The organism is Allobosea sp. P5_A5, from assembly GCF_056400625.1.
Genome location: NZ_JBFUKY010000014.1, coordinates 1 through 22,723, shown reverse-complemented (window position 1 = coordinate 22,723; position 22,723 = coordinate 1). Strand labels below are relative to the sequence as shown.

General features: G+C 64.1%; 22 protein-coding genes and 2 pseudogenes. 11 read left to right on the top strand and 13 right to left on the bottom strand.

Annotated features, from left to right (window positions below):
- The first annotated feature begins 161 nt into the window (after positions 1–161).
- Positions 162–296 (top strand): hypothetical protein, encoded by a 135-nt coding sequence (locus tag AC1DR6_RS20735; protein ID WP_476831163.1) that lies wholly within the window; start codon positions 162–164, stop codon positions 294–296.
- A gap of 75 nt (positions 297–371) precedes the next feature.
- Here the strand turns inward: AC1DR6_RS20735 and AC1DR6_RS20730 are convergent, their stop codons facing one another.
- The 6 genes and pseudogenes from AC1DR6_RS20730 to AC1DR6_RS20705 all read right to left on the bottom strand — a co-directional run bounded on the left by AC1DR6_RS20730 (position 372) and on the right by AC1DR6_RS20705 (position 5,015).
- Positions 372–830, bottom strand: a complete 459-nt coding sequence (locus AC1DR6_RS20730; RefSeq protein WP_476831232.1) for a TOBE domain-containing protein — start codon at positions 828–830, stop codon at positions 372–374.
- Positions 831–1,025: 195 nt separating this feature from the next.
- Positions 1,026–1,441 (bottom strand): annotated as a pseudogene (locus tag AC1DR6_RS20725) (ABC transporter ATP-binding protein); the annotation flags it as partial.
- A gap of 22 nt (positions 1,442–1,463) precedes the next feature.
- A complete protein-coding gene (locus AC1DR6_RS20720) occupies positions 1,464–2,258 on the bottom strand; it encodes an ABC transporter permease (RefSeq protein ID WP_476831162.1) in 795 nt (264 codons plus the stop codon).
- Positions 2,258–3,112: an ABC transporter permease gene (locus tag AC1DR6_RS20715; protein ID WP_476831161.1), complete on the bottom strand. Its 855-nt coding sequence runs from the start codon at positions 3,110–3,112 to the stop codon at positions 2,258–2,260. The genes AC1DR6_RS20720 and AC1DR6_RS20715 overlap by 1 nt, the downstream gene beginning before the upstream one ends.
- A gap of 105 nt (positions 3,113–3,217) precedes the next feature.
- Positions 3,218–4,267, bottom strand: a complete 1,050-nt coding sequence (locus AC1DR6_RS20710; RefSeq protein WP_476831160.1) for an ABC transporter substrate-binding protein — start codon at positions 4,265–4,267, stop codon at positions 3,218–3,220.
- 244 nt (positions 4,268–4,511) lie between these two features.
- On the bottom strand, positions 4,512–5,015 hold the full coding sequence (locus tag AC1DR6_RS20705; RefSeq protein WP_476831159.1) for an Lrp/AsnC family transcriptional regulator: 504 nt from the start codon (positions 5,013–5,015) through the stop codon (positions 4,512–4,514).
- A gap of 187 nt (positions 5,016–5,202) precedes the next feature.
- Between AC1DR6_RS20705 and AC1DR6_RS20700 the strand changes: the two genes are divergently transcribed.
- From AC1DR6_RS20700 to AC1DR6_RS20690, 3 genes are read left to right on the top strand one after another with little or no spacing between them, the layout of a single operon-like run.
- Positions 5,203–6,345 carry a M14 family metallopeptidase gene (locus tag AC1DR6_RS20700; RefSeq protein ID WP_476831158.1) on the top strand — a complete coding sequence of 381 codons (1,143 nt, stop codon included), beginning with the start codon at positions 5,203–5,205 and terminating at the stop codon, positions 6,343–6,345.
- A gap of 5 nt (positions 6,346–6,350) precedes the next feature.
- Positions 6,351–7,559, top strand: a complete 1,209-nt coding sequence (locus tag AC1DR6_RS20695; RefSeq protein WP_476831157.1) for an aminotransferase-like domain-containing protein — start codon at positions 6,351–6,353, stop codon at positions 7,557–7,559.
- 5 nt (positions 7,560–7,564) lie between these two features.
- A complete protein-coding gene (locus AC1DR6_RS20690) occupies positions 7,565–8,614 on the top strand; it encodes a threonine aldolase family protein (protein WP_476831156.1) in 1,050 nt (349 codons plus the stop codon).
- A gap of 23 nt (positions 8,615–8,637) precedes the next feature.
- Here the strand turns inward: AC1DR6_RS20690 and AC1DR6_RS20685 are convergent, their stop codons facing one another.
- The 5 genes from AC1DR6_RS20685 to AC1DR6_RS20665 are packed head-to-tail and all read right to left on the bottom strand — an operon-like array spanning position 8,638 to position 13,542.
- Complete coding sequence (locus AC1DR6_RS20685) at positions 8,638–9,693, bottom strand: threonine aldolase family protein (RefSeq protein WP_476831155.1); 1,056 nt, start codon at positions 9,691–9,693, stop codon at positions 8,638–8,640.
- Positions 9,690–10,481, bottom strand: coding sequence for a 4-hydroxy-tetrahydrodipicolinate reductase (gene dapB / locus AC1DR6_RS20680; RefSeq protein WP_476831154.1), 792 nt, complete (start codon positions 10,479–10,481; stop codon positions 9,690–9,692). The genes AC1DR6_RS20685 and dapB overlap by 4 nt, the downstream gene beginning before the upstream one ends.
- Before the next feature lie 7 nt (positions 10,482–10,488).
- Positions 10,489–11,808, bottom strand: coding sequence for an NAD(P)/FAD-dependent oxidoreductase (locus AC1DR6_RS20675; RefSeq protein WP_476831153.1), 1,320 nt, complete (start codon positions 11,806–11,808; stop codon positions 10,489–10,491).
- Positions 11,805–12,728 carry a 2-hydroxyacid dehydrogenase gene (locus AC1DR6_RS20670; RefSeq protein ID WP_476831152.1) on the bottom strand — a complete coding sequence of 308 codons (924 nt, stop codon included), beginning with the start codon at positions 12,726–12,728 and terminating at the stop codon, positions 11,805–11,807. Before AC1DR6_RS20670 ends, AC1DR6_RS20675 begins: the two co-directional genes overlap by 4 nt.
- Before the next feature lie 43 nt (positions 12,729–12,771).
- Positions 12,772–13,542 (bottom strand): SDR family NAD(P)-dependent oxidoreductase, encoded by a 771-nt coding sequence (locus tag AC1DR6_RS20665; RefSeq protein WP_476831151.1) that lies wholly within the window; start codon positions 13,540–13,542, stop codon positions 12,772–12,774.
- A gap of 612 nt (positions 13,543–14,154) precedes the next feature.
- On the opposite strand from AC1DR6_RS20665, the gene AC1DR6_RS20660 reads away from it, so the two are divergent.
- Positions 14,155–15,696, top strand: a complete 1,542-nt coding sequence (locus AC1DR6_RS20660) for an ABC transporter substrate-binding protein (protein WP_476831150.1) — start codon at positions 14,155–14,157, stop codon at positions 15,694–15,696.
- Here the strand turns inward: AC1DR6_RS20660 and AC1DR6_RS20655 are convergent.
- Positions 15,686–16,600 carry a LysR substrate-binding domain-containing protein gene (locus AC1DR6_RS20655; RefSeq protein WP_476831149.1) on the bottom strand — a complete coding sequence of 305 codons (915 nt, stop codon included), beginning with the start codon at positions 16,598–16,600 and terminating at the stop codon, positions 15,686–15,688. The genes AC1DR6_RS20660 and AC1DR6_RS20655 overlap by 11 nt on opposite strands.
- A 100-nt stretch (positions 16,601–16,700) precedes the next feature.
- Between AC1DR6_RS20655 and AC1DR6_RS20650 the strand changes: the two genes are divergently transcribed.
- The 3 genes from AC1DR6_RS20650 to AC1DR6_RS20640 are packed head-to-tail and all read left to right on the top strand — an operon-like array spanning position 16,701 to position 19,602.
- Positions 16,701–17,639, top strand: coding sequence for an ABC transporter permease (locus AC1DR6_RS20650; protein WP_476831148.1), 939 nt, complete (start codon positions 16,701–16,703; stop codon positions 17,637–17,639).
- Positions 17,640–17,641: 2 nt separating this feature from the next.
- A complete protein-coding gene (locus AC1DR6_RS20645; RefSeq protein WP_476831147.1) occupies positions 17,642–18,502 on the top strand; it encodes an ABC transporter permease in 861 nt (286 codons plus the stop codon).
- A 38-nt stretch (positions 18,503–18,540) separates the two neighbouring features.
- Entirely contained in the window at positions 18,541–19,602 is a 1,062-nt protein-coding gene (locus AC1DR6_RS20640) for a hypothetical protein (RefSeq protein ID WP_476831146.1), read from the top strand.
- Positions 19,603–19,779: 177 nt separating this feature from the next.
- Here the strand turns inward: AC1DR6_RS20640 and AC1DR6_RS20635 are convergent.
- A pseudogene (locus AC1DR6_RS20635) lies at positions 19,780–20,993 on the bottom strand (MFS transporter).
- A 103-nt stretch (positions 20,994–21,096) separates the two neighbouring features.
- On the opposite strand from AC1DR6_RS20635, the gene AC1DR6_RS20630 reads away from it, so the two are divergent.
- From AC1DR6_RS20630 to AC1DR6_RS20620, 3 genes are all read left to right on the top strand, one after another.
- Positions 21,097–21,912 (top strand): AraC family transcriptional regulator, encoded by an 816-nt coding sequence (locus tag AC1DR6_RS20630; protein ID WP_476831145.1) that lies wholly within the window; start codon positions 21,097–21,099, stop codon positions 21,910–21,912.
- Between the two features lie 162 nt (positions 21,913–22,074).
- Positions 22,075–22,521 carry a LysR family transcriptional regulator gene (locus tag AC1DR6_RS20625; RefSeq protein WP_476831144.1) on the top strand — a complete coding sequence of 149 codons (447 nt, stop codon included), beginning with the start codon at positions 22,075–22,077 and terminating at the stop codon, positions 22,519–22,521.
- 26 nt (positions 22,522–22,547) lie between these two features.
- A partial coding sequence (locus tag AC1DR6_RS20620) for a transposase (RefSeq protein WP_476831231.1) occupies positions 22,548–22,723 on the top strand: 176 nt, incomplete at its 3' end.

Genomic DNA, 22,723 nt, shown 5'->3' with positions numbered 1-22,723 from the left:
ATTTGCAAGCAATATCGGGACTCCTTGCCGCACACGAGCCCAAACCGAGCAAGATACTCAGCGAGTAGCGCGATCTGATCAGAGGACACGATCGCGCCGACATACCCGTCCGGACGGATCAGCACCCAATCGCCAGGAGCCGCCCCATAGGCGTCCCGCAGATGGCCGGCCTCGTCGATCAGCTCGCGGTCTCGACCAACATGGTGGATGCGCAACCTGCACCGGTCCGGCACGAGATCGGCTGCAGCCTCGATGCCGAGCAGCGTCCAGTGCGGCCCGGCGAACAGCTCGAATAGCCGCCTCGAACAGCCGCCTGCACCTCGAAGCAGCGCATCGCTGAAGAACGCCGGTTTGGACTAGGCGTTCGACGATCAGTTTTCGAGGAAGCGCCCCGCCCCGGGGGGCCAGGAGACCTGGACCCGCAGGCCGGGTTCCAGGCGGGTGGTCGAGGGGTCGGTGAGTTCCTGGACGGCGAGGGTCGCGCCGTTGTCCAGGGTGACGAAATGCTTCGAGGTCGCGCCGGTGACGAGGGTATTGTCGAGATGGCCTTGGAGGACGTTGTGCCCCTGCCCCACTTGCCCGTTCTGGACGAGACGCAACGCTTCGGGCCTGAGCAGCAGCTTGCCCGTCGTTCCGGCCGGAGCGGGGCTGTGGAGCCTGACGCGGCAGCTCTCGCTCGCGGACAGCCGCAGGACGGCAGGGTCGCCGATCTCGGCGACGGTGGCGTCGAGGAGCGTCGAGGCGCCGATGAAGTCGGCGGCGAACTGCGTGCGCGGCTCGAAGTAGAGCTGGTCGGGCGTGCCGATCTGCTCGACCCGGCCGGCGTTCATCAGCATGATCCGGTCGGACATGTTGAGCGCCTCCTCCTGATCGTGCGTCACATAGAGCATGGTGATGCCAAGCTCGGTGTGGATGCGCCGGATCTCAAGCTGCATCTGCTCGCGCAACTTTTTGTCGAGGGCACCGAGCGGCTCGTCCATCAGGATGAGATCCGGCTTGTAGACGATGCAGCGGGCGATCGAGATGCGCTGCTGTTGACCGCCCGAGAGCTCTTTCGGCTTGCGATGCCCGACATGCGGCAGACGCACGAGCTCCAGCACCTCGGCGACCCGCCGGCGAATCTCGCGCGCGGTACCTTCCTGATCTCCAGCGGGAACGCGATGTTCTCAGACACCGTCATATGCGGCATCAGCGCGTAGTTCTGGAAGACCATGCCGAGGCCGCGCTTCTCAGCCGGCACGTCGGTAACGTCGCGGCCGTTGATGACGATGCGGCCGCGCGTCGGTGCGGCCATTCCCGCGATCAGGTTGAGCAGTGTGGTCTTGCCTGAGCCCGAGGGGCCGAGCAGGGTCAGGAACTCGCCCGTCGGGACGGACAGCTCGGTGTCGTGCAGGGCGACGACGGAACCGTAATCCTTGCGCAGGCCGCCGATCTCGATCATCGCGGCTTTGGCTCCGCTTTTGTCAACCACTGCGCGCTTCCTTCTGAACGGTGGCGACGATGACGCAGACGACGATCGAGAGCGCCGTCAGCATCGTCGAGATCGCGGCCAGGACCGGAGAGACCTCGAACTGGATCGAGGAGAACATCTTGATCGGCAGCGTGGTGTCGCCGGCCCTGGCGACGAACCAGGAGATCACCACCTCGTCGAACGAGATCAGGAAGGCGAAGAGGCCGCTCGCTATGATCGAGGGGGTAAGCAGCGGCAGCGTCACGCGCCACAGCACGGTCAGGCGCGAGGCACCCATGACGGTCGCCGCGCGTTCGAGCGCCGGGTCGATATGGCGCAAGCCGGCGCTCGCCGTGACAACGACGAACGGCAAGGTCGCGATGGCATGGGCGAAGACGAGGCGCAGTTCGCCGTTCGTCAGCCTGATCTCGGTGAAATAGATGTAGAGCGCTAGCGCGACCGCGACATGTGGGACCATCACCGGGCTGAGCAGGAAAAGCGCGAGGAGTTTCCGGCCGGGGAAGTGGCCGCGCGTCAGGGCATAGGCGGCGGGGATGCCCAGGAACAGTGAGAGCAGCGTCGACCAGATCGCGACGCGGAAGCTCAGCCATGTCGACGCGACCCAACCCTCTTCGGCAAAGAAGCGCCTGAACAGGCTCAGTGAGAACCCCGTCGGCGGAAAAACGATCTGATTGGAGGAGCCGAAGGAGATCACGGCGGTGATGAGGCTGGGCAGGAGCAGGAAGGCCAGGATGACCGCGACCACGGCACCCAAGGCGATGCGCCAGCCGCTGATGCGCGTTTCCATCAGTGGCCCTCCTCGGAGAGGATCGAGGAACCGCCCCTGACCTTCGACAGCAGCATGGCGGCCAGCGCCGCGGCGGCGACCAGTAGCACCGCGACCGCCGAGGCCATCGGCCAGTTCAGGGCCTCGCGGGTGTAGAAATCGACGAGATTGGCGAACATCATGTCCTGCCGCCCGCCGAGAAGAGCCGGAATGATGTAGAAGCCGAGGCTCAGGATGAAGACCAGAAGGGCCCCGGCCATGACGCCGGGCAGGCTCAGCGGCAGCGTGACACGCAGAAAGATCCTGAGCTTTCCCGCCCCCATGATTGCGGCCGCCTTGGCGAGCTGCGGCGGCTGGCTGCGCAGGCTGGTCAGGATCGGGAAGACGAAGAACGGAATGAGGAAATGGCTCATGCCGACCAACACACCGAAGCGGTTGAACAGCATCTTCACCGGCGCGATGCCGAAGGCGCCGAGCATCTGGTTGATGATCCCCGCCTGGCCGAGCAGCACCATGAAGGAGAAGCTCTTGACCAGCGAGCTCGTCCAGAACGGCACCAGCACGAGGATCATGTATAGCGCGCGCCGCCGTGGCGACTGCTTCGCCAAGAAATAGGCGATCGGGTAAGCCAGCAGCAGCGAGAAGACGGTCGCGCTGACGCTGACCTCGAGCGTCGTATAGGCGACGCGCAGGAACAGCGGCGTCGTGAAGATCTTGGCATAGGCCTGGAATGTCAGCCCGCCGCCGTTCTCCTGCTGCAGGCTCTGCTGCAGGACGCTGAACAGCGGGAGGGCGAAGATCAGCGCCATAAACAGCGCCGCCGGCATCGCATAGGCCGCTTCGCGGAAATGCGCCCTGATTGTGCGCAACTGCATTTGAGGACCTCGACCGATCACCTGCCGCGCCGGCGGCGCAAGCGCTCCGCAAAGGAGTTCGCCACGCGCCGTGCGGTCATCTCAAGGACTTCGACCCTCAGTGGGTCAGGTCAGCAGCCATTCCTTGAAGCGGGTGTTGAGCTCCTCGATCCGGCTGTCCCACCAGACCGCATTGACGAAGAGATTATCGGGGTCCGCGATGTTCGGGAGCCATTTCCGCGTCGCCGGATCGACTTTCGCCAAGGCATCGGCATAGGTTGGTGCGTCGCCCGACAGGTTGGACAGCTCGACCTGCCGGTCCTTGTCCATGGTGAAGGCGAGGAAGCGCATCGCCGCGTCGCGGTTCCTGGTGCCCTTCAGCGCACCGATCCAACCGATGCCGAGGATGTTCTGCTTGAAGGAATAGTCGATCGGCACGTTGGCCGCCTGCAGATCCTTCACGCGCGTCGTGTAGGTGTAAGTGAAATCCGTCTCGTTGCCCTGGATGAGCGAGACGGTCTGCGCCGTCTGGGCGATCCAGTGGGAGACCGCAGGCTTGATGCGCTCCAGCGCCTTGAAGGCCCGCTCGACGTCGCAGGGATAGACTTGGGAAGCCGGCACCCCGTCACCCATCAGGGCGATCTCCAGCGTGTCCGTCACCCGGTTGCGCAGGCCGCGCCGGCCGGGAAATCCCTTCGCGTCCCAGAATTCGGTCCAGGTCTTCGGCGCCTTGCCGCCCAGCCGGTTGGTCGGAAAGGCGATGCCGGCGGCATAGACGGTGCCTCCCACAGCATAGTCGTGCTTGGACTGCGGAATGGCACCGGCACGGTCGACGATGCTCTCGTCGATCTTCTCCAGCAGGCCCAGTCGCGCAGCTGCCGGCACCCAGGCATCGTTGAGGTCGGTGATGTCCCATTCGACATCCTTGTGCTCGACCTGCGCCTTCATCCTCGCGAGATCAGGACCCGAGGCGGTCACGATCTCGATGCCGGTCGCCTTGGTGAAGGGGTCGTAGAGCGCCCTGCGCTTGGCATCGCCCATGGCGCCGCCGGAATTCACTATGACGATGCGTTTGCCCTGCGCCCAGCCCGGGCGGATATAGGCCGGACTGGCGATGGCGGTCGCAGTAACGCCGCCGATCACGGAACGGCGGGAAGGCGGCTGCAGGTCCGGCATTTGACGATCCCCTGTTTTTGTTGATGCCGCAGGATCTCGCGCCGCAGCATCGAAATCCATGGGCCGAATGATGGTTCCTGAAGGGATATCCGACATTTCGCCGGGACTAATCGTCGGATCGACGGCCGGCTGGCGAGGCCAACGCGGGTTCCGCATACCTCATCGACGACCGATAACGTAAATCCACCAGTTCGGCCTGCCGCATCTGCAAGGGCGAATAGGTATCGGCGTCAGGAGATGTCCCTCAGCCGAACTCGCCGCGTCCGAGCGCCGTGGCCTGCTTCGTCGCCTGCGATGACGGTTCGGAATGGCTGTGGTCGAAGGCTGTCGAGAGCACCATGATTGAGCGGAGTCGCTCGATGCCGGCGATCTCGCCAATGCTGTCGAGGACAGGCTGGACGTCCTCCATATGGGCCACACGGATGCGGCAGATCAGCTCGAAATCGCCGCTCGCGCCCTGGCAGAGGACTATCTCTGGAAATTCCCGCAACTGATCGATGACCGCCCTGGCCTTGCGATGGGCCGTGGCGATAAGCACGACGGCCTCGACATATTGGTTGAACGGATCGCGCCGCAGGACCACCGAATATCCAGCGATGGTGCCATTACGCTCCATGCGAGAGATGCGCTCCTGCACGGTCGTACGTGCGATACCGAGCTTGCGCGCCAGCGTGGCGACGGTAGCGCGTGCATTGGTCTGGAGCAGCGCCAGCAGGCGCCGGTCGGTCGCATCGTTATCCCGTGCCATGAGTTTCTCGCGAACCCGATGGCTCAAGGTAACGTGCAACTGGGCGATGCAAAAGCCGCCCTGTAAAATGTGCCGAAAAACTCCGTCATATCGACGGAATGTCTGCTTGAATTGGCGAATTGGAGCCTGTCGCATGAAACGGACGCATGGTGGATTTCCCGCATCGCACAGGGGTGGTTCGACTGCCGTGACAGACGTCGTCGCCGATCGCATTTTCGGGCTGACCGAAGACCTTCCGACCACTGGCCGGCATGCAGGCTTCGTGAAGATCCCGCACTCGTCCGATCGCTCGGCCTATGGCTTCGTGCCGGTGCCGCTGGCGGTGGTCGGCGGCCGGCCGGGGCCGACGCTGCTGCTGTTGGCCGGTGTCTTCGGCGACGAGATCGACACGCAGATCGCCGTGGCACGGCTGCTGAGGTCGCTGGATCCCGACGCCATGAACGGGCGCGTCATCGCCATGACCATGGCGAACCTGCCGGCGGCGATGGCCGGCACGCGGCATTCGCCGATCGACGGCCGCAACCTGAACAAGTCGTTCCCCGGCGATGTCTTCGGCACGCCGACCAGCATGATCGCCGATTATATCGAGCGTCACCTGATGCCGCTGTCGGATCTCGTGCTCGACCTGCACAGCGACGGTCAGTCGCTCCGCTACCTGCCCAGCGCCACCCTGGTCGATCATCCCGATCCGGAGGTGCGCGCGCGGCGGCTCGCCATGGCGCAGGCCTTCGGCGCCGAGAACCTGTTGCGTTTCCGCAGCTTCGAGGACCGCAGTACCTCCGGCGCCGCGCGCCGGGCGGGTGCGACGCGGATCGGCACGGAGATCGGCGGCCCGACCCCTGTCGAGAGCATCATAGCGGGCATCATGCGCCTGCTCGTCTGGGCGGGCATGGTCGCAGGGCCGGCTCCGGCGGCCGGCGCGAGGCGCATGATCCTGAACCAGCGCGAGGAGGATTTCGTCTATGCCCTGACCGATGGCGTCTTCGAGCCCGTAGTGCAACTCGGCGAGGTGGTGGCGGCAGGCGATCTCGCCGGGCATATCCACGACCTTACGCGTCCTTTCGCGACGCCGGTGCCCGTCACCTTCGCTGCAGCGGGCATCGTGGTCTGCACGCGCGGCCGAGGGCATGCGGCACGCGGCGACTGCCTGATGCATCTGGCCCTCGAAGCCGATGCCGAAGCTCTGGCCGATCGCGACGAGACTGCCGGTTTGCGCTGGCTAAGCACCCAGATCGCCGCTCCCGCAAAGCGCCCGCGAGCTGCCCGAAAGCAGAAACCCTCCGCCAATGCGGATCGAAAACCCGACAAGCCGATAAGTCACGAGGAATGAAGGTCATGACGCAGATGCCAGCCTATCGCTGGGCCGAAAGAGCCCAGAACACCGTCGCTTCGGCATCGCCCGCGACGGCGCATGGGAACCTGATTCAGCTCGGCGGCGGCTACGGCTTTCCGGACGAGTTGCCCGATATCGTGACCGAGGCGATCGAGGCCGGCAATGCGCGCGAGGAGACGCTCCAGTACGGCCCGCTTTACGGCCTGGACGACCTGCGAGATGCGATCGTCGCCTATCTCTGCGACGACGGCATCACCGCCACGCGTGAGAACATCCTGATCGTCAACGGCGCCAAGCACGGGCTCGATCTCGCCTGCCGGGTCTTTCTCGAGCAGGGCGATGCGGTGATCGTCGCCGCCCCCAGCTATCTCACGGCGATCTCGATCCTGAAGGCGGCCGAAGCCAGCTTCATCTCGATTCCACAGGACGAGGAGGGCATGCAGACCGAGATCCTGGAGCAGACCCTGCTGGCGCGCCGCGAGAGCGGCCTGCCAATGCCGAAATTCCTGTTCGACATCCCCGATTTTCACAATCCCAGCGGCATCACCATGTCCGCGGCGCGCCGCGAGAAGCTGGTGGAGCTCGCCGAGGCGTTCGACTTCCTCATCATCGAGGACGACCCCTATCGCCGCATCCGCTTCGAGGGGGAATCGATCCCCCCGATCAAGACCTTCGACAAGACCGGCCGCGTCATCGGATTGGGCACCGTCTCGAAGATCCTGGCGCCGGGGTTGCGCATCGGCTGGGTTAATGCCGATCCGGCCATCGTCCGCCGCATGGCCGCGCATAAATCCGACCACGGCACGAGCCCGCTGCTGCAGCGGATCGTCGCGCAGCTCTTCCAGAATGGAAAGGTCGCTCACCACATCGAGTCGCTGTCGCATGTCCTGCGCGAGCATCGCGACGCGATGGTCGAGGCGATCGAGCGCAACCTCCCGGGCGCCAAGATCCGCAAGCCGAATGGCGGCTATTTCCTCTGGGTCGAGCTGCCGGAGGGGATCGACGCCGACGAACTCGTCCGCCGCGCGGGCAAGGAAGGCGTCGCGATCTTCACGGGCAAGCTCTGCTTCGCCGAAGAGCCTCCGGGCCAGTTCCTGCGGCTGGCCTACAGCTTCAGCACGCCGAGCAAGATCACCGAGGGCGTGAAGCGGATCGGACGGATCTACGCCGCCATGCGAGCCGAGGCCGCGGAGGCGCGTCTCGCGGGGTGATGCCGATGGAGGTCCGGATCGATCTCGGCAGCGATACGGCGACCCGGCCGAGCCAGGCGATGCTCGCCTTCATGCTGGGTTGTCCCGTCGGGGACGATCAGAAGCAGGAAGACCCCACGGTCAACCGGCTTCAGGAGCAGGTCGCCGCTTTGCTCGGCCTGGAGGCGGCCTTGTTCCTGCCCTCGGCGACAATGGCCAACGAAATCGCGCTGAAGGTCCATACCCGGCCGGGCGACGAGGTCATCGTCGAGGCGGGCTCCCATCTCGTCACCGCGGAGGCGGGCGGGCCGGCTTTCCTCTCCGGCGTGATGACGAGCCGGCTGGATGGAAAGCGTGGCATATTCGACGCCGGCCAGGTCGAGCGCGCCATCCGGCCGGACGGGCCGCATTATCCGCCGACGAGCCTCGTCTGTGTCGAGCAGACGACCAATCTCGGCGGCGGCGCCGTCTGGCCGCAGGGCCGGCTGCGCGAGGTCGTCGCGATCGCCCGGCAATATGGGCTGGCGACGCATATGGATGGCGCCCGCTTGATGAACGCCGTGGTTGCCTCCGGCGTCCCGGCGCATCTCCACGCGAGCAGCTTCGACTCCGTCACCCTTTGCTTGAGCAAGGGCCTGGCCTGCCCGGTCGGTGCGCTGCTCGCGGGCAGCGAAAGCTTCGTCCAGGAAGCGCGCCGCTACAAGCACCTCTTCGGCGGGGCCATGCGCCAGGCCGGCGTGATCGCGGGCGCCGGCCTTTACGCGCTCGACAACAATATCGAGCGGCTGGCCGAGGATCACGAGAACGCCCGGCTGCTGGCGATACTGCTGGCCGAGATACCCGGTATCGCCGTCGACCCGGCTGGGATCGAGACCAATATCGTCCTCTTCGACGTGGCCGGGACCGGCCTGTCCGGCCAGGAACTGGCGGATGCGCTGCGTCAGCGCGGCACGCGGGTCGGCGCGCGCTGGCGCGAAACGGTGATCCGGGCGGTGACGCATTGCGATGTCGGCCGTGCCGATATCGAAACGGCCGCCCACCGGATCGGCGAGATCGTCGCCGGGCGAGCGCGATAGGTCAGCGGAGCTGTCGTATTCCGCTATGCCGGTGAGCGGGCGAAGGCCGACGCCAGTGCCGCCCTGACCCGCTCCACCTTGCCCGCGTCATCTCGGAAGGACATCACGAGCCGGTGCCGGGTCGGGTAGCGGTGATCCCAGGCACGGAAGTGGAAGCCCGACTTCACCAGCAGGTTCGTCACGTCGGGGTCGATATCCGCGAAGATCTGATTGGTCTCGACCGGATGTGTCAGACGAATGCCGGGCACCTTCGTGAGGATGCCGGCGACGGCCTTCGCCATCTCGTTGGCGTGCCGCGCATTCCGGAGCCAGAGGTCGCCGTCGAGAAAGGCGAGCAACTGGGCCGAGACATAGCGCATCTTCGATGTCAGCAGTCCGGCGCGCTTCTGTCGGTAGGCGAGATCACGCGCGAGGGCCTTGTCGAAGACGATCACGGCTTCGGCGTTCATCGTGCCGTTCTTGGTGGTGCCCAGGCTCAGCACGTCGATGCCGGCGCGCCAGCTCATCGCAGCCGGGCTCGCTTCCAGCGCGACGAGCGCATTGGTGAAGCGCGCGCCGTCCATATGCACGCGCAGGCCTTTCGCATGAGCGGTCTCCGCCAGGGCTGCGAGTTCGGCAAGCGTATAGAGCGTGCCGAACTCCGTCGCCTGCGTCAGCGAGAGGCAGGCGCAGGCATAATGGTGGCGGCTTGGGCGCGTCCGCTCCTCCAGCAAGGCGCGGAGATCGTCCACCGCGATCTTGCCGTCGCGGCCAGCCATTCCTACGAGGCGGGAGCCGCCGGCATAGAATTCCGGCGCGCCGCCCTCCGTTGTCAGGATATGGGCGGCCTCATGGCAGATTGTCTCGCCATAAGGCGGCGTGATCGCCGCGAGGCCGAGCGCGTTGGCTGCGGTGCCGGTCGCGACGGGAAAGACGAATGCCTCGTGCTCGAAGATTTTGGAAAAGGCCTCGTCGAGCCGCGCGCTGTAGACATCGTCGCCATAGGCGATGGCGATGCCTTCGTCGGCACGCTGCATTGCCGCCATGATCTCCGGACTGACGCCGGCCTGATTGTCGGAGCCGAAGAGGATCTCGGTCATTGTTCGTCCTGATCCCGCGCGGGCCGGAAGCCCAGCATCTCGTCGATGCCGTAAAGGCCCGGCGGTCTCCCCGCCAGCCAGGAAGCGGCTCTGACGGCTCCCGCGGCGAATATCTTGCGGTCGAAGGCACGATGCGAGAGCGTGATCTGCTCGCCGGCAGCCGTGAAGCTCAGGGCATGCTCGCCGACGATCTGGCCGCCGCGCAGGGAGGCGAAGCCGATCGCGCCGGTCGCGCGCGCGCCGCAATGGCCGTCGCGGCCGCTCTTCATGACGGCGGCAAGCGCCGTGCCGCGCCCTTCGGCGACGGCCTCGCCGAGCAGGAGCGCGCTGCCAGAGGGCGCATCGACCTTCTGGCGATGATGCATCTCGACGATCTCGGCATCGTAGCTTTCGGCCGGCAGAAGCGCGGCGAGCTGGCGGGCGAGATTCGCGAGGAGATTGATCCCGAGCCCAAAATGCGCGGCTTGCAGGACCGCAACATGGCGCGAAGCGGCGACGACGGCTTCCTGCTGGTCGGCCGAGAGGCCCGTCGTGCCGAGAACCCAGGCCGCCTGGCCTGCCGACAAGGCTTCCGCATGGCCTGCGGCGGCATCGGCATGGGTGAAGTCGATCACGACATCGGCCCGCGCCGTCAGGTCGGGAAGGGCCAAGATCGGGAGATCGCCCGTATAAGCGCTGGACGAGGCGGGGTTCAGCGTCCCACCAATGACGTCATGGCCCGCGCCGCGCGCTTCGGCGACAAGCTCGCCGCCCATCCGGCCGGCAATGCCGAGAATTCCGATCCGCATCAGTCCCTCATCGCTGTTCGAGGCTTGCCGCCGTCCGCGGCCAGAAGCCGTTGAACCGATGCGGCGAGTAAGGAGCGAGTGGACAGACTGGCGGCGCGCCGAGCAGCAGGTCACGGACGATCCGCGCCGTCATCGGCGCGCTCGCCATGCCGACATGGCCGTGGCCATAGGCATGGACGATATCCGCGCTGGCGCTGGACAGGCCGATGACCGGCAGTCCATCCGGTGTCGATGGGCGATGCCCCATCCAGCGTTTGACACGGCTCTCTGGAACCGAGTCTGCGAGTTCAGGGCAGCAGCGCTTCAGATGGGCCTCGACGATACCGGCCCGGCGCCAGTCCGGCGGGTTGTCGACGCTGCACAGCTCGACCTGTCCGGCACCGCGCAGGCCGGCTTCCATCGGCGTCGTGCCTATCCGGCTGTCGCTGGTCTGGACCGGCATGGCCGGAACCGCCTCGGGCTCGGAGAGCACGACATGGTATCCTCGCTCGCTCTCCAGCGAGACCTTGTCGCCGGCGGCGCGGGCTAGACGCTTCGAATGGATGCCGGCACAAATCACCGCTCTGTCGGCCGGCACAGTCCCGCCGTCGGTGACGACGGCAGTAAGGCGACCCTGCCTGAGGTCGAACCTGCTCGCCCACGCCTGCTTTCGGGTGACGCCGAGCCCTTCCGCATAGTCGGCCAGTGCCCGGACATAGCCGCCCGGATCCCGGCAATGTCCGGTCGCGCCGACCAGTGCACCGAAGGCGTAGCGCGGCGAGAGCGCCGGGACGGCGTGCCGCAAGGCCTCGCCCTCCAGCTCCGTCCAGGCCACGCCATTGTTGCGGCGCAGGTGCCACGCCAGCCCCTCCGCCTCGAAATCGGCGCGTGTCGGGTAGGCGTAGAGCGCGCCATCGCGGCGGACGAAGTCCGGCACGCCGGCAGCCGCTGCGAGCTCGGCCTGTAGCTCAGGCCCGGGTTCGATGAGCGGACGCAAGGCGCGCGCCGTCGCCTCGACACGCCGGACAGTCGCGCCGGCATACAGAAAGCGCAGCAGCCAGGGCAGCAAGCGCGGCAGCGCCGTCCAGCGGATGGTCAGGGGACCTAGCGGATCGCGCAGCATCGCCGGCACCTTGCGCCACAGCCCCGGCATCGACATCGGCACGACGGATGCGGGGCTGAACCAGCCAGCATTGCCATAGCTCGCCGCCTGCTCGCCGCCCGGCTCGCCCGGCTCGATCAGGCACACCGCGAAGCCCGCCTGCCGGAGCGTTATCGCCGTGGTGACACCGACGATGCCGGCGCCGATGATCGCGACGATGGTCTCGCCGCGCTCCGGCCCGCTCATGCCGAGCGTCGCAGAGGCGACTGAATGCCTTCGACGATGCCCATCACCAGCCTCACCTGGTTGATGGTCGACGCTTCCGTCCAGAAGCCGCAATGCGCCGTCAGCGTGACATTGGGCGCCGTGCGCAGGGGATGCTGTTCGGGCAGGGGCTCGGTCTCGAAGACGTCGAGCGCGGCATGGCCAATCTGGCCGCTTTCGAGGGCCTGGACCAGCGCCACTTCATCGATCAGCGCGCCCCGCGCGGTGTTGACCAACAGCGCGCCGCGCTTCATCGCGGCGATCTTTCGCGCATCCAGGAAGCCGCGCGTCTCGTCGTTGAGAGCCAGATGCAGGCTGACCACGTCGGAGGTCGCCAACAGATCTTCGAGGCCTACGCCGGCCGCATGCGGATCGGCGACGGGCGAGCGGTTCCAGGCGACGACCTCGAGCCCGATCCCGGCGCAGATGCGGGCCATCTCGCGGCCGATGCCGCCGAGCCCGATCAGCCCGATCCGGCGTCCGCGCAGTTCGATGCCCTGCATCTTCTTCCAGCCACCATTGCGGATGACGTGGTGCTGCGGCGCGATCTGGCGGGCTGCCGCGAGCACGAGCCCGGCCGCCAGTTCGGCGACGGTGGTGTCGCCGTAGTTCCGGATCGTATGGACCTCGATGCCCATTTTCGCAGCTAGGGCGAGGTCCAGGATGCTGGCCGCACCGGTGCCGAAATAGACGAAGTGGCGCAGGCTGGTGCAGCGCGCCAGGATCTCCGGCGGGATACGGGTGTGGTCGTCGATGCAGATGTCGTAGCCTTCCAGAATGGAAGGCAGGTACTCGAGCGAGAAGGGCTCGGTGACGACGTCGACCTCGATATCGAAGTCGGCAAGCGCCGCGCGCCACAGGGGAAGCTGGTTAGGTCCGCAATCGATATATTTGGCGCGCATTGAGTGTCCTCCGAGGGTTCGGATTTCGAGCGGATCGAGCAGATCAGCCAAGCGTCAGGCCGCCATCGACAGGAAGCAGCGCGCCGGTGATCTGCCGGGCTTGGGCCGAAAGCAGGAATTCGATCGCGGCGGCGACGTCGTCGGCTTCGTTGAGACGGCCCGTCGGTGTCCGGGCCGCTGCCTCGATCCAGCCCTGGGCGGAGAGGGTGCCCATTTTGCCTGCGTCCTTGCGGGTGAAGCCCGGGACGACAGCATTCACGGTGATGTTCTGTCCTGCGAAGGACAGCGCAAGGCAGCGAACCAGCGTTTCCATCGCGGCCTTGGCGATGGCCGATGCTGGCGCCAGGGTCTTTGGCTCGATCTTGTGGGCGATAAACGAACTGACTGCGACGATCCGGCCGGCGCCGCTCGTGGCGAGCGCGGGAAGCGCCGCCGTCGCAATCTCTAGCAACGCACCCGGCATCAGCGAAATGCTGCGGTCGAGGCCGGCGCGGCTGAGTTCGCCGATCGGGGTCTTGTCGACATGGCCGGCGCAGTGGACGATTTTATCCAGCCTCCCGAATACCTCCAGCGCCTGCGCAACCATGGGCGCGCCGTGCCCGGGCTCCGAAAGGTCGCCTCGCGTCACGAGGCATCGAGCTCCAGCCCCCGTACAGTCGGCAACGACGCTTTCGAGGCGCGCGCCACTCTCGGGCGTGCTTCCCCCTCCATGCAATGTCATCGAAAGACCGGGCGCCGCGACACGTCGTGCCAAGGCCGCGCCGATGCCGGAGGCGGCGCCTGTGATTAGGATGACTTCGTGAGAAACGCCCATGTCGAAATGAACCGCGATCCGTCGTCCAGCTGATGCTTCAACAGACGGAAAGTGACCTTTGGGCGAGCCGGCCCAAACCTGCAAAATGAGTGGAATTTCGGCGTTGTCCGACAAATTGCAGAGTAGGACGTTGCAGTTCGACCGTTTCTCGATGGGCACTACCGCCTCCCGGAGAGGCAATTATAGTTGCTGATAAGCAGGGTGCGCTGAGAGGGCAGATACGGCGCGGACGATGCGCCATCGCCGAAATCCATCCGACGACAATCGGACGTTCCAGCGCTGAACCCGTTACGAGCGTTAGCGATTTCCAGTTGAGCAGGCCCCTTTCCTTTGGGGTGTCGTCATGCCGGAAGCGCCGCTCCCTCGGCGAAAGGGCGGGACATCTCGATGGTGCAGGCTGGTAAACCGGTGAACGTCCTAGGCGCTAGACCAACGTCCGCTGCTGGCGCAAATCGCATGCAAGCAGAGCCAGGAATCAAAGGTGGGGGGTCTGCTAGACGCCAAGGATTTGTCCGCGGCTTTACCTATGCCTTTTGCTTATAGGTGAGCCCATAAATGTCAATTGACGGCATTGATGCTGAACGGCCTGATAGTCCATCAGGGAGAACTCAGATGAAGAAAACCACGTTGGCATTCTTAGCCAGCCTCGCGGCCGCGTCAGCTACGCTGTCGCCGCTTAAGGCCGAGACGCTGCAGGTGGCCGTAGGCACGTCGGACATCACAAACATCGATCCGCATCGCGCGAACGGTTTCGACTCGATGCTGATCGCAAACGTGTTTGACGGGCTGGTCCGTTTTCCGCCAGGCAGTGTCGATCCTGCCAAGATCGAGCCCGATCTCGCTACGCGATGGGAGACTTCGTTCGACGGCAAGTCTTGGACCTTTCACCTGCGCAAAGGCGTCAAATTTCACGGCGACTTCGGCGAGCTTACCGCCGATGACGTCGTTTTTTCGCTGAAGCGGGCGGCTGCCCCAAGCACCTCGTCATTCGCCGCGAACTTCGGGGGTATTGCGGACGTGGTGAAGCTCGACGACCTGACGGTCAGGATCGACCTGAAATATCCTGATGCCAACCTGCTCGGGCTGCTCTCCAATTTTCATGGCGGTATGATCGTCAGCAAGAAAGCGGTCGAGCAGTTGGGGCGCGAGTTTGCGGCCAAGCCTATCGGGACCGGCCCCTATGAGATCGCCGAACATGTCTTGCAGCAGCACGTCAAACTCGTCGCCAATAAGAGTTATTTTCGCGGAGCCCCCAAGATCGACGAGGTCCTTTGGCGCTTCGTCCTTTCCGACAGCAGCCGCGATTTGGCATTTCAATCCGGGCAGCTCGACCTGATCTATGGTCGGCGGGACCAGCGTTGGGTAACACAGGTGAAGACGCGGCCGGATGCGGTCGTGGACATCTTCGGCCAAGGCGAGTTCCGCACTCTGCACATCAACAAGAGCATCAAGCCGCTCGATGATCTGCGTGTGCGTCAGGCGATTGCGCTTGCAATCGATCTCGATCAGATCGTTCGCTTCGTGGGTCCCGACGTCGCCCAGAAAGGCTGCTCTGTGGTGCCGCCTGGCTATCGCGGCGAGGACTGCTCCTGGACCGTCAAGCCCGACATCGCCAAGGCGAAGGCCCTGCTCGCCGAGGCCGGGCATCCGGACGGCATCACGCTAAGCGTCGTTGTCTCGAACATTTCTTCGCAATTGCCGATCATGGAGGTGATCCAGAACCAGCTCGGCAAAGCTGGCATCAAGCTCGATATGAAAGTCGTCGATCACCCGACCTACCAGCAACAGATCCGGCAGAATGCCAGCGCCCTGGTATTCTACGGCGCAGCGAGGTTTCCGGTCGCCGATACCTATCTCACCGAGTTCTACCATTCCGCAGCAACGGTGGGAAAACCCACCGCGATCACCAATTTCTCGCATTGCGACGTGGCGGATGCCGAGATCGAGCAGGCCCGAAAGGAAGCCGATCCGGCCAAGCAGATGGTGGATTGGAAGCTCGCGCAGGACAAGATCCACAAGGATGTCTGCGCGGTGCCGCTGTTCGAGCTCCAGCAGGTCTGGGCGCGCAGCAAGAAGGTCGACTACGGCTACGAGCTGAAGGGCGCGATCAACATCGCGCCGCAGATCACGGAGAAGACGAGCGTCACGCGATGAGCGCCTCGCGCATCAGCTGATCGCCGCATTCCCGGGCGTGCTGAATGAAGAGATCCACAAGGCCCGCATTGCGGGCCTTGGTTGCTTTGGCCAGGAGGAAATGGTTGTCGATCGCCGGCTCGAAGCGCCGGATCGCTACGCGCCCTTTGACGGGGCCCGCCATCAGTGGATGGACAAGCGAAAGCCCCAGGCCATACGCGACGAATTCGCAGAGCGTCGGAGCTGTGGTCGCCTTGAGAACGAGCCGCGGCTCGCAGCCATGGCTCGCCATCACCTCGTCGACCCTGCGCCGGATCTCGACCCCTTCGTCGAAGCCGACGAAGGGTTGATCATGAAGGTCTTCGGGGCGGATCACCGCCTTGCGAGACAGCGGATGTCCGATCGGCATGATGCAGACCAATGGGTGGGTCAGGAACGGCTCGGTCTCGAGATCGGGATGTTCTACACGGGCATTCAGAATCCCGACGTCAACTTGCCGTGTCACCAGCCAGTCCGCCAGGCCCGGTGAACCACGCACGATCAGCGACACGAAGACATGCGCCTCGCTTTCCAGAAAGCGCATCGTGACGTGTTGGATGAAATGGCCAGATAGAGCGGGCAGGACGCCGACAAGGAGCCGGCCTTTTTGCTCGCGACGAACCGTCTCGATAGCGCGCTCGATTTGGTGGAGCCCGGAAAAAACCCGGTCTACCTCTTCATAGAGATGGGCGCCCTGAGCGGTCGGCGTCAATTTGCCCTTCAGCCGGTCAAAGAGCCTCAGTCCCGTATCCAGTTCGAGATTGGATACCAGCTTGCTCACCGCCGGCTGTGTGACATTCAGAGCCGCTGCCGCCGCACTCACCGTGCCGTTTTCCATAACGGCTCGGAAGGCTTCGACCTGGCGGAGATTGATTGAACGAGGCATGAGGGTTTGGAATACCCTTGGCTGAATTTATCAATCGACGTTTTAGCATGGCCCGTGAATAGTTGCCATCGACAGGCCGCTACCAGCGCCCGGAATATTCATGAAATACGCACTGAAACGCATATCGCTCGGCTTGCCGACGCTCTTGGCGATGTTCACGGCCATTTTCGTGATCATCCGGATTGTTCCCGGCGATGCTGCGGCCGTGATCCTCGGTGATCAAGCCAGCGCGAGTGCTTTGGAAGCTCTTCGTCAGCAACTTGGCCTTAATGAGCCGTTTTCGCACCAGTATCTCGGCTTTCTGGCTGGCTTATTAAAAGGTGATCTCGGAACATCGCTCGTCACTCAGCGGCCGGTGCTCGACGAAGCCCTGCGGGTTCTTCCCAATACGATCGAGCTTGCGTTCGCTTCGATCCTCGTCGGGCTCGTGCTGGGCCTGCCGCTCGGCGTCTACGCAGCAACCAACCGTAATGCCTGGCCCGACTATGTCGGGCGATTGTTCTCGCTCGTTGGACTGTCGCTGCCGGCCTTCGTATCGGGCATCCTGCTGCTCCTCGCCTTCGCGATCCAGCTGCGATGGTTTCCCGTCATCGGCACTACGCAGAACGCCGGCCCCTGGGACCGTCTTATCGCAGTGGCCCTGCCGGCGCTCAATCTCGGCGTCATCATGAGCGCTTATGTAGCGCGCGTGACGCGGGCATCCATGCTCTCGACTTTGGGCGAGGATTACGTTCGCACGGCTAAGGCAAAGGGCGTTGCGCCGACGACGCTGGCCTTGCGGCATGTCCTGTCGAACTCGTTGCTGCCGATCATCACCGTTGTGGGCCTGTATTTCGGCACCCTAATCGGAAACGCGGTTCTGACCGAGATCGTCTTTAACCGGCCTGGGCTCGGGCGCCTGATCCTCGGTGCTCTCAACACCCGCGACTACACGATGCTGCAGGGGCTGATGATCATCTTCGCCTCCTTCGTAGTGCTGGCGAACATTCTGACCGATCTCGCCTATGCGGCGGTCGATCCGCGCATCCGGACGGCCTGACGATGAGCTGGATTCTTCTGCGCCTTTCCGCGTCCGGTCGCTTCGTGTCACGTGGCGGCGCCTTCGCCTGGGCCGGGCTGGCCCTGCTATCATTGATCGCGCTCGTCGCGAGCTTCGCGCCTGTCATCGCCCCGCATGACCCGCTCACGCAGGACATCGTCAACCAGTTCTTGCCGCCCTCATCAGAATTCTGGTTGGGCACAGACTCCTACGGTCGCGATGTGCTGTCCCGGATCATTTACGGGGCCAGGATTTCGCTGATCGTGGGTCTGCTTTCGATCCTGATCGCGATGACCGTCGGCACCATTCTCGGAGTGCTGTCCGGCTATATTGGCGGGCGCTTCGACGCGTTCGTCATGGCGGTCGTCGATCTCATGCTGTCCTTTCCGAGCCTGCTGCTCGGCATGCTCGTCGCCGCGGTCCTGGGCGCCAGTCTCGAGAACCTGATCATCGCGATCGCCGTCACCGAGATTGCGCCCTTTGTCAGGCTCGCACGAGCTCCGACGCTGGTGCTCAAGGAGCAGGATTTCGTCCAGGCGGCCCGCTCCGTTGGCTGTGGCCATGGACGGATCATGCGCGTCCACATCCTTCCGAATCTGATTTCCGACATCCTGGTGATGGGTTCGCTCTGGATGGCGACGGCCATCCGCACGGAAGCCTCGCTGAGCTTCATCGGCCTCGGCGTCAAACCGCCCACGGCGACCTGGGGCGGCATGATCCGGGAAGGCTTCGAGAACATCATCGACGCTTGGTGGCTGGCCGTTTTTCCGAGCGTCTTCGTCTTCCTGACTGTGCTTGCGCTGAACCTCCTCGGAGACGGACTGCGCGACGCGAACGACCCCAAGCTGCGGCAACGTGACTGACAGCCGTCAGCGGCAATTGACGACCTATGGAGTCTTTTATGAGCGAAGCGAATTTCATCTATCTCAGCCAGGAGGACGCGGTGCGCTGCGGCGCGGCCGACGTTTCCGCGACGGTCGCCGATACCGAGCGCACCACGCTGCTGGCCTATCAGGGCAAGGCGATCGAGGCGCCCACCGCGACCCTGTTCTGGGGCGTCCCGCCCGAGAAGCTCAAGAACTTCGTGGGCTACCCCAGCAAGAAGCGCGCAAACATCCATGCCGGCTATCTCGACGACAATGGCGTCATGAAGGTTGCGCTGAAGAACATCCCGAGCAACCCGGACAATCCGATCAACGGTAAGGGGCCGCGCGCCTCTGGCCTGCTGACGATCCTCGATCCCGAGACGGGCTATCCACTCGCCTTGATGGACGCGATGGTGATCAGCTGCATGCGCACGGGCGCGCTTGGCGCCATCGGCGTCAAACACCTACGGCGGCCGGGCTCGCGTAGCCTCGGCCTGATCGGTGTCGGCCCCATCAACCAAGCCGCGATCGCCTGCACGGCCGAGGTGATGCCGGAGCTCGAGGTCGCCTATGTCTATGATCTGAATACAGAGCGCGCCAAAGCCTTCGCCGCCGAGTTCTCCGGCAAGCTGAACATCGATGTCCGTGCGGTCGACTCCGCGCGTGCTGCGATCTCCGATGCCGATGTTGTTATACCAGCGACCAACGTTCAGACGATCGACGATGCCTACATCACGCCGGATTGGATGAAGAAGGGCAGCCTGTTGGTCGATCTCTCGATCTGGGACGCAACCTTCGAGACGCTCGCTCGCGCTGACGGCTATGTCATGAACTCCGCGATCAGCATGGAGCGCAAGACGATGACGCCAAGCGTCATGGTCGACCGAGGCCTAGCCAGGGAGGAGCAAATCATCGACCTCGGCAAGGTCATCGCCGGCGAAACCGGCGGACGCCGCGACGACGACGATGTGATCGTCTACTTTGCCCGCGGTATGGCGATCTATGACGTGATGTGCGGCTATCGCGTTTACGAGAACGCTCTCCAGAACGGCGTCGGCGAGAAGCTGAGCCTGTGGCAGAGTGCATTCTGGAACTGAGAGCGAGATTAGGTGCCGCCACTCCGGCGATGAATCAAGCTTCTGTCTGCTGGCACGTAGCTTAGCACCACGGCGAAAAGATTGATCTGAGTTCACTGGATCGGCGAAGCGACGTAGGCGCAATGTCCGCTTCCTGGCATTAGATTAGTGTCGGGAAGTGGCGCATGCGGTTCCTTGTCAGGCAGACTTGCGCGCCTGCTCGCGGATGTTCGGAAGAAGCACCGTAAGAATGCCGATCGCTGGCAGGAATGAGCACAGCACGAATACGAAGTGGATGCCTATCCAGTCCGCGAGCGCCCCGAGCGTCGCAGCGGCGATGCCGCCGATGCCGAAGATGAAGCCGAAGAACAGGCCCGAAACCATACCGACCCGCCCGGGCATCAGCTCCTGCCCATAGACCACGATGGCCGGGAAGGCCGACGAGATGACGAAGCCGATAACCACGGTCAACATAACCGTAGGGGTCAACCCGACGTGCGGCAGCAGCAGTGTCAGCGGCAGCACGCCCAGGATCGACACCAGATGACCGGTTTGCGGCCCAAGCGGTCGCCGATGGGGCCGCCCGCGATCGTCCCGGCTGCCACGGCGGCGAAGAAGACGAACTGGAGGATCTGGGCGTTCTTCACCGACACGCCAAACTGATCGATCAAATAGAACGTGTAGAAGCTCGTGAAGGCCGCGAGGTAGACGTACTTTGAAAACAGCAACGCGATCAGGACGCCCATCGCGATGCCAACCTGGCGCTTCGAGAGGAAGGCGTGCCGCTCTGGCATCGTGCCTGTCTTGCGCTTCGCGTGACCGTTCGCGTTGTACCAATGGCCGAGCGCCGTCAGCAGGAAGACTCCAACAAGCGCGACGAGCGCGAACCAGGCCAATCCCCGCTGACCCTGCGGCAAGATCACGAAAGCGGCCGCAAGCGGTCCGAGAGCCGAGCCGAAGTTGCCGCCAACCTGGAAAAGGGACTGGGCGAAACCGTGTGAACCGCCGGACGTTAATCGAGCAATGCGGGACGATTCCGGATGGAAGATTGACGAGCCCAAACCGAGCAGTGTGGCGCCGACGAGCAGCCATCCATAGCTCGGCGCATATGCCAGGAAGAGCACCCCGGCCATCGACGATGCCATGCCGAAAGGCAGCGAATATGGCATGGGCCGCCGGTCCGTGTAGTGCCCGATGACGGGCTAAAAAAGCGAGGCCGTGATCTGGTAGACGAAGCTGAGGATGCCGATTTGGGCGAAGGTCAGCGAGAAGCCCGACTGCAGGACCGGGTACATCGCCGGAAGCAACGCCTGGAGCAAGTCGTTGAGCAGATGTCCAAGGCTAGCGCCGAAGAGGATAGGGAATGAACCTGCTGCTTTCGGCAGATTGCCGATCGTCGTCGGATTGGACACGGGCTTCACTCGAGCAAGTTGATGACTTGAAGCTCCGCTGATACATCCGAATCCTAGGGCCTGCCACCAATGGCGGGCCACTCAGCTACGGGAGTGGGCCATCGTGCGCGACGTGCCGATCGCGATGGTCGATCATACGCCTCGGCCTATCGTTGCGTTGGGACGGCTTTACCGGGACGGCTTCCTGATCGAACCTCACAAACACCGCCGAGGGCAGCTGCTGTCGGCCGCCTCAGGGCTGGTCGTTCTGACGACCACGACGGGCACATGGGTTATGCCGCCGCAGCGGGCCATGTGGATTCCTCCTGGAACCGTCCACACCGTCCGCATGGTCGGCGAGGTCGAGATGCAGAGCCTCTATCTCGAACCCGACGCCGTGCCCGGCATGCCGGTTCGCCTCCAGGTTCTTGGTATCTCGCCATTCGTGCGCAGCCTATTGGCCGAGGCAGTCGATCTCCCCCTCGAATACGATCGTACCGGCCGCGGCGGCGCTCTGATGCACCTGATCGAGCATGAAGTCGGCGAACTTCCCTCGCTCCCGCTTTCCCTACAATATCCCGCCGCCGGCGAATTGGCTGATCGATGTCGCGCCTTTGTTCTCAAGCCGAACATCCACAATACGATCGATCCTTGGGCTAAGGCGTTGGGCGTGAGCCGACGGACATTCACTCGCGTTTTCCGACGGGAAACCGGTCTGAGCTTCCGCAGCTGGTGCCAGCAGGCGTGCCTTTTAACGGCCATCCCGCGCTTAGCTGCTGGTGAGACTGTCACCGCGGTGGCCATCGATCTCGGATACGAGAACCCGGCCGCGTTTACCTCGACTTTCAAGAGTGCTTTCGGCAGCCCACCGCTGGAATACCTCGGGTTGAGGAGCAATCGAGAAACTGACCGCAGGGCGTCCAAGCGCGACGACGACTAACAAATGAAGCAAGGTCCGCTTTCGGGCAATGCCCGAGAGACCGCTTATGACGCATCTCGCCCGCACCGACGAAAACCGTTTCAAAAGCATTCTGGTGAGAGGTTAGTTCGAGCGAAAAATGCAGTAGCATCCACTTGCGATTGCACGGCGATTGGACCGAAGTTGAACAACCGTCAAATCGAGGTTTTCGCGGCAGTCATGAAGGCGGGCACGGTTTCGCGCGCCGCTGAAATTCTCGGGGTGACCCAGCCTGGCGTCAGTCGCCTTATCGCCGAGCTCGAACGATCCCTCGGTTTTGCCTTGTTCGATCGGGTTCGCAATCGCATCGTTCCGACGCTTGAAGGGCGGACGTTCTTCGCCGAGGTCGAGGCCGACTTTCGGGGAATGGACCGCCTGCGTGCCAGTGCAGCGCGGATTCGCGACTATGGCGCCGGCCAGCTTCGCGTGGCCACGCTGTCGGCGCTGAGCTCCTCGATCGTTCCCAATGCCGTGCTGCGGTTCGCAATTGCAGCCCGACGCGACCGTCACGCTGATGGTGTTGCCATCGCGCGAGTCCGACCACTTAGGGCTCGGACCCATAAAGAGGTTGGCACCGCTGGCTCTGTATGATTCACGGCTTCCCGGAGGAGGCCCGGATGAATCGGGATCGTTTCTGGCTCACGGATGCGCAATTCGCGCGGATCGCACCGCATTTGCCGACGGACACGCGTGGCAAACCGCGTGTTGATGACCGCCGGGTGATCAGCGGGATCGTCCATGTCCTCAAGTCAGGCGGGCGCTGGATCGATGCGCCGCCCGATTACGGGCGGGC

Bases quoted from the DNA above. Each gene is read 5' to 3' on its own strand.
- AC1DR6_RS20665 (WP_476831151.1), bottom strand. From the start codon at position 13,542: ATGGGCGTTTCTCACGAAGTCATCCTAATCACAGGCGCCGCCTCCGGC.
- AC1DR6_RS20655 (WP_476831149.1), bottom strand. From the start codon at position 16,600: ATGCCTCGTTCAATCAATCTCCGCCAGGTCGAAGCCTTCCGAGCCGTT.
- AC1DR6_RS20705 (WP_476831159.1), bottom strand. From the start codon at position 5,015: ATGGCACGGGATAACGATGCGACCGACCGGCGCCTGCTGGCGCTGCTC.
- AC1DR6_RS20670 (WP_476831152.1), bottom strand. From the start codon at position 12,728: ATGCGCGCCAAATATATCGATTGCGGACCTAACCAGCTTCCCCTGTGG.
- AC1DR6_RS20715 (WP_476831161.1), bottom strand. From the start codon at position 3,112: ATGCAGTTGCGCACAATCAGGGCGCATTTCCGCGAAGCGGCCTATGCG.
- AC1DR6_RS20640 (WP_476831146.1), top strand. From the start codon at position 18,541: ATGAGCGAAGCGAATTTCATCTATCTCAGCCAGGAGGACGCGGTGCGC.
- dapB (WP_476831154.1), bottom strand. From the start codon at position 10,481: ATGCGGATCGGAATTCTCGGCATTGCCGGCCGGATGGGCGGCGAGCTT.
- AC1DR6_RS20645 (WP_476831147.1), top strand. From the start codon at position 17,642: ATGAGCTGGATTCTTCTGCGCCTTTCCGCGTCCGGTCGCTTCGTGTCA.
- AC1DR6_RS20730 (WP_476831232.1), bottom strand. From the start codon at position 830: ATGAACGCCGGCCGGGTCGAGCAGATCGGCACGCCCGACCAGCTCTAC.
- AC1DR6_RS20660 (WP_476831150.1), top strand. From the start codon at position 14,155: ATGAAGAAAACCACGTTGGCATTCTTAGCCAGCCTCGCGGCCGCGTCA.
- AC1DR6_RS20690 (WP_476831156.1), top strand. From the start codon at position 7,565: ATGGAGGTCCGGATCGATCTCGGCAGCGATACGGCGACCCGGCCGAGC.
- AC1DR6_RS20685 (WP_476831155.1), bottom strand. From the start codon at position 9,693: ATGACCGAGATCCTCTTCGGCTCCGACAATCAGGCCGGCGTCAGTCCG.
- AC1DR6_RS20710 (WP_476831160.1), bottom strand. From the start codon at position 4,267: ATGCCGGACCTGCAGCCGCCTTCCCGCCGTTCCGTGATCGGCGGCGTT.
- AC1DR6_RS20675 (WP_476831153.1), bottom strand. From the start codon at position 11,808: ATGAGCGGGCCGGAGCGCGGCGAGACCATCGTCGCGATCATCGGCGCC.
- AC1DR6_RS20650 (WP_476831148.1), top strand. From the start codon at position 16,701: ATGAAATACGCACTGAAACGCATATCGCTCGGCTTGCCGACGCTCTTG.
- AC1DR6_RS20735 (WP_476831163.1), top strand. From the start codon at position 162: ATGGCCGGCCTCGTCGATCAGCTCGCGGTCTCGACCAACATGGTGGAT.
- AC1DR6_RS20695 (WP_476831157.1), top strand. From the start codon at position 6,351: ATGACGCAGATGCCAGCCTATCGCTGGGCCGAAAGAGCCCAGAACACC.
- AC1DR6_RS20720 (WP_476831162.1), bottom strand. From the start codon at position 2,258: ATGGAAACGCGCATCAGCGGCTGGCGCATCGCCTTGGGTGCCGTGGTC.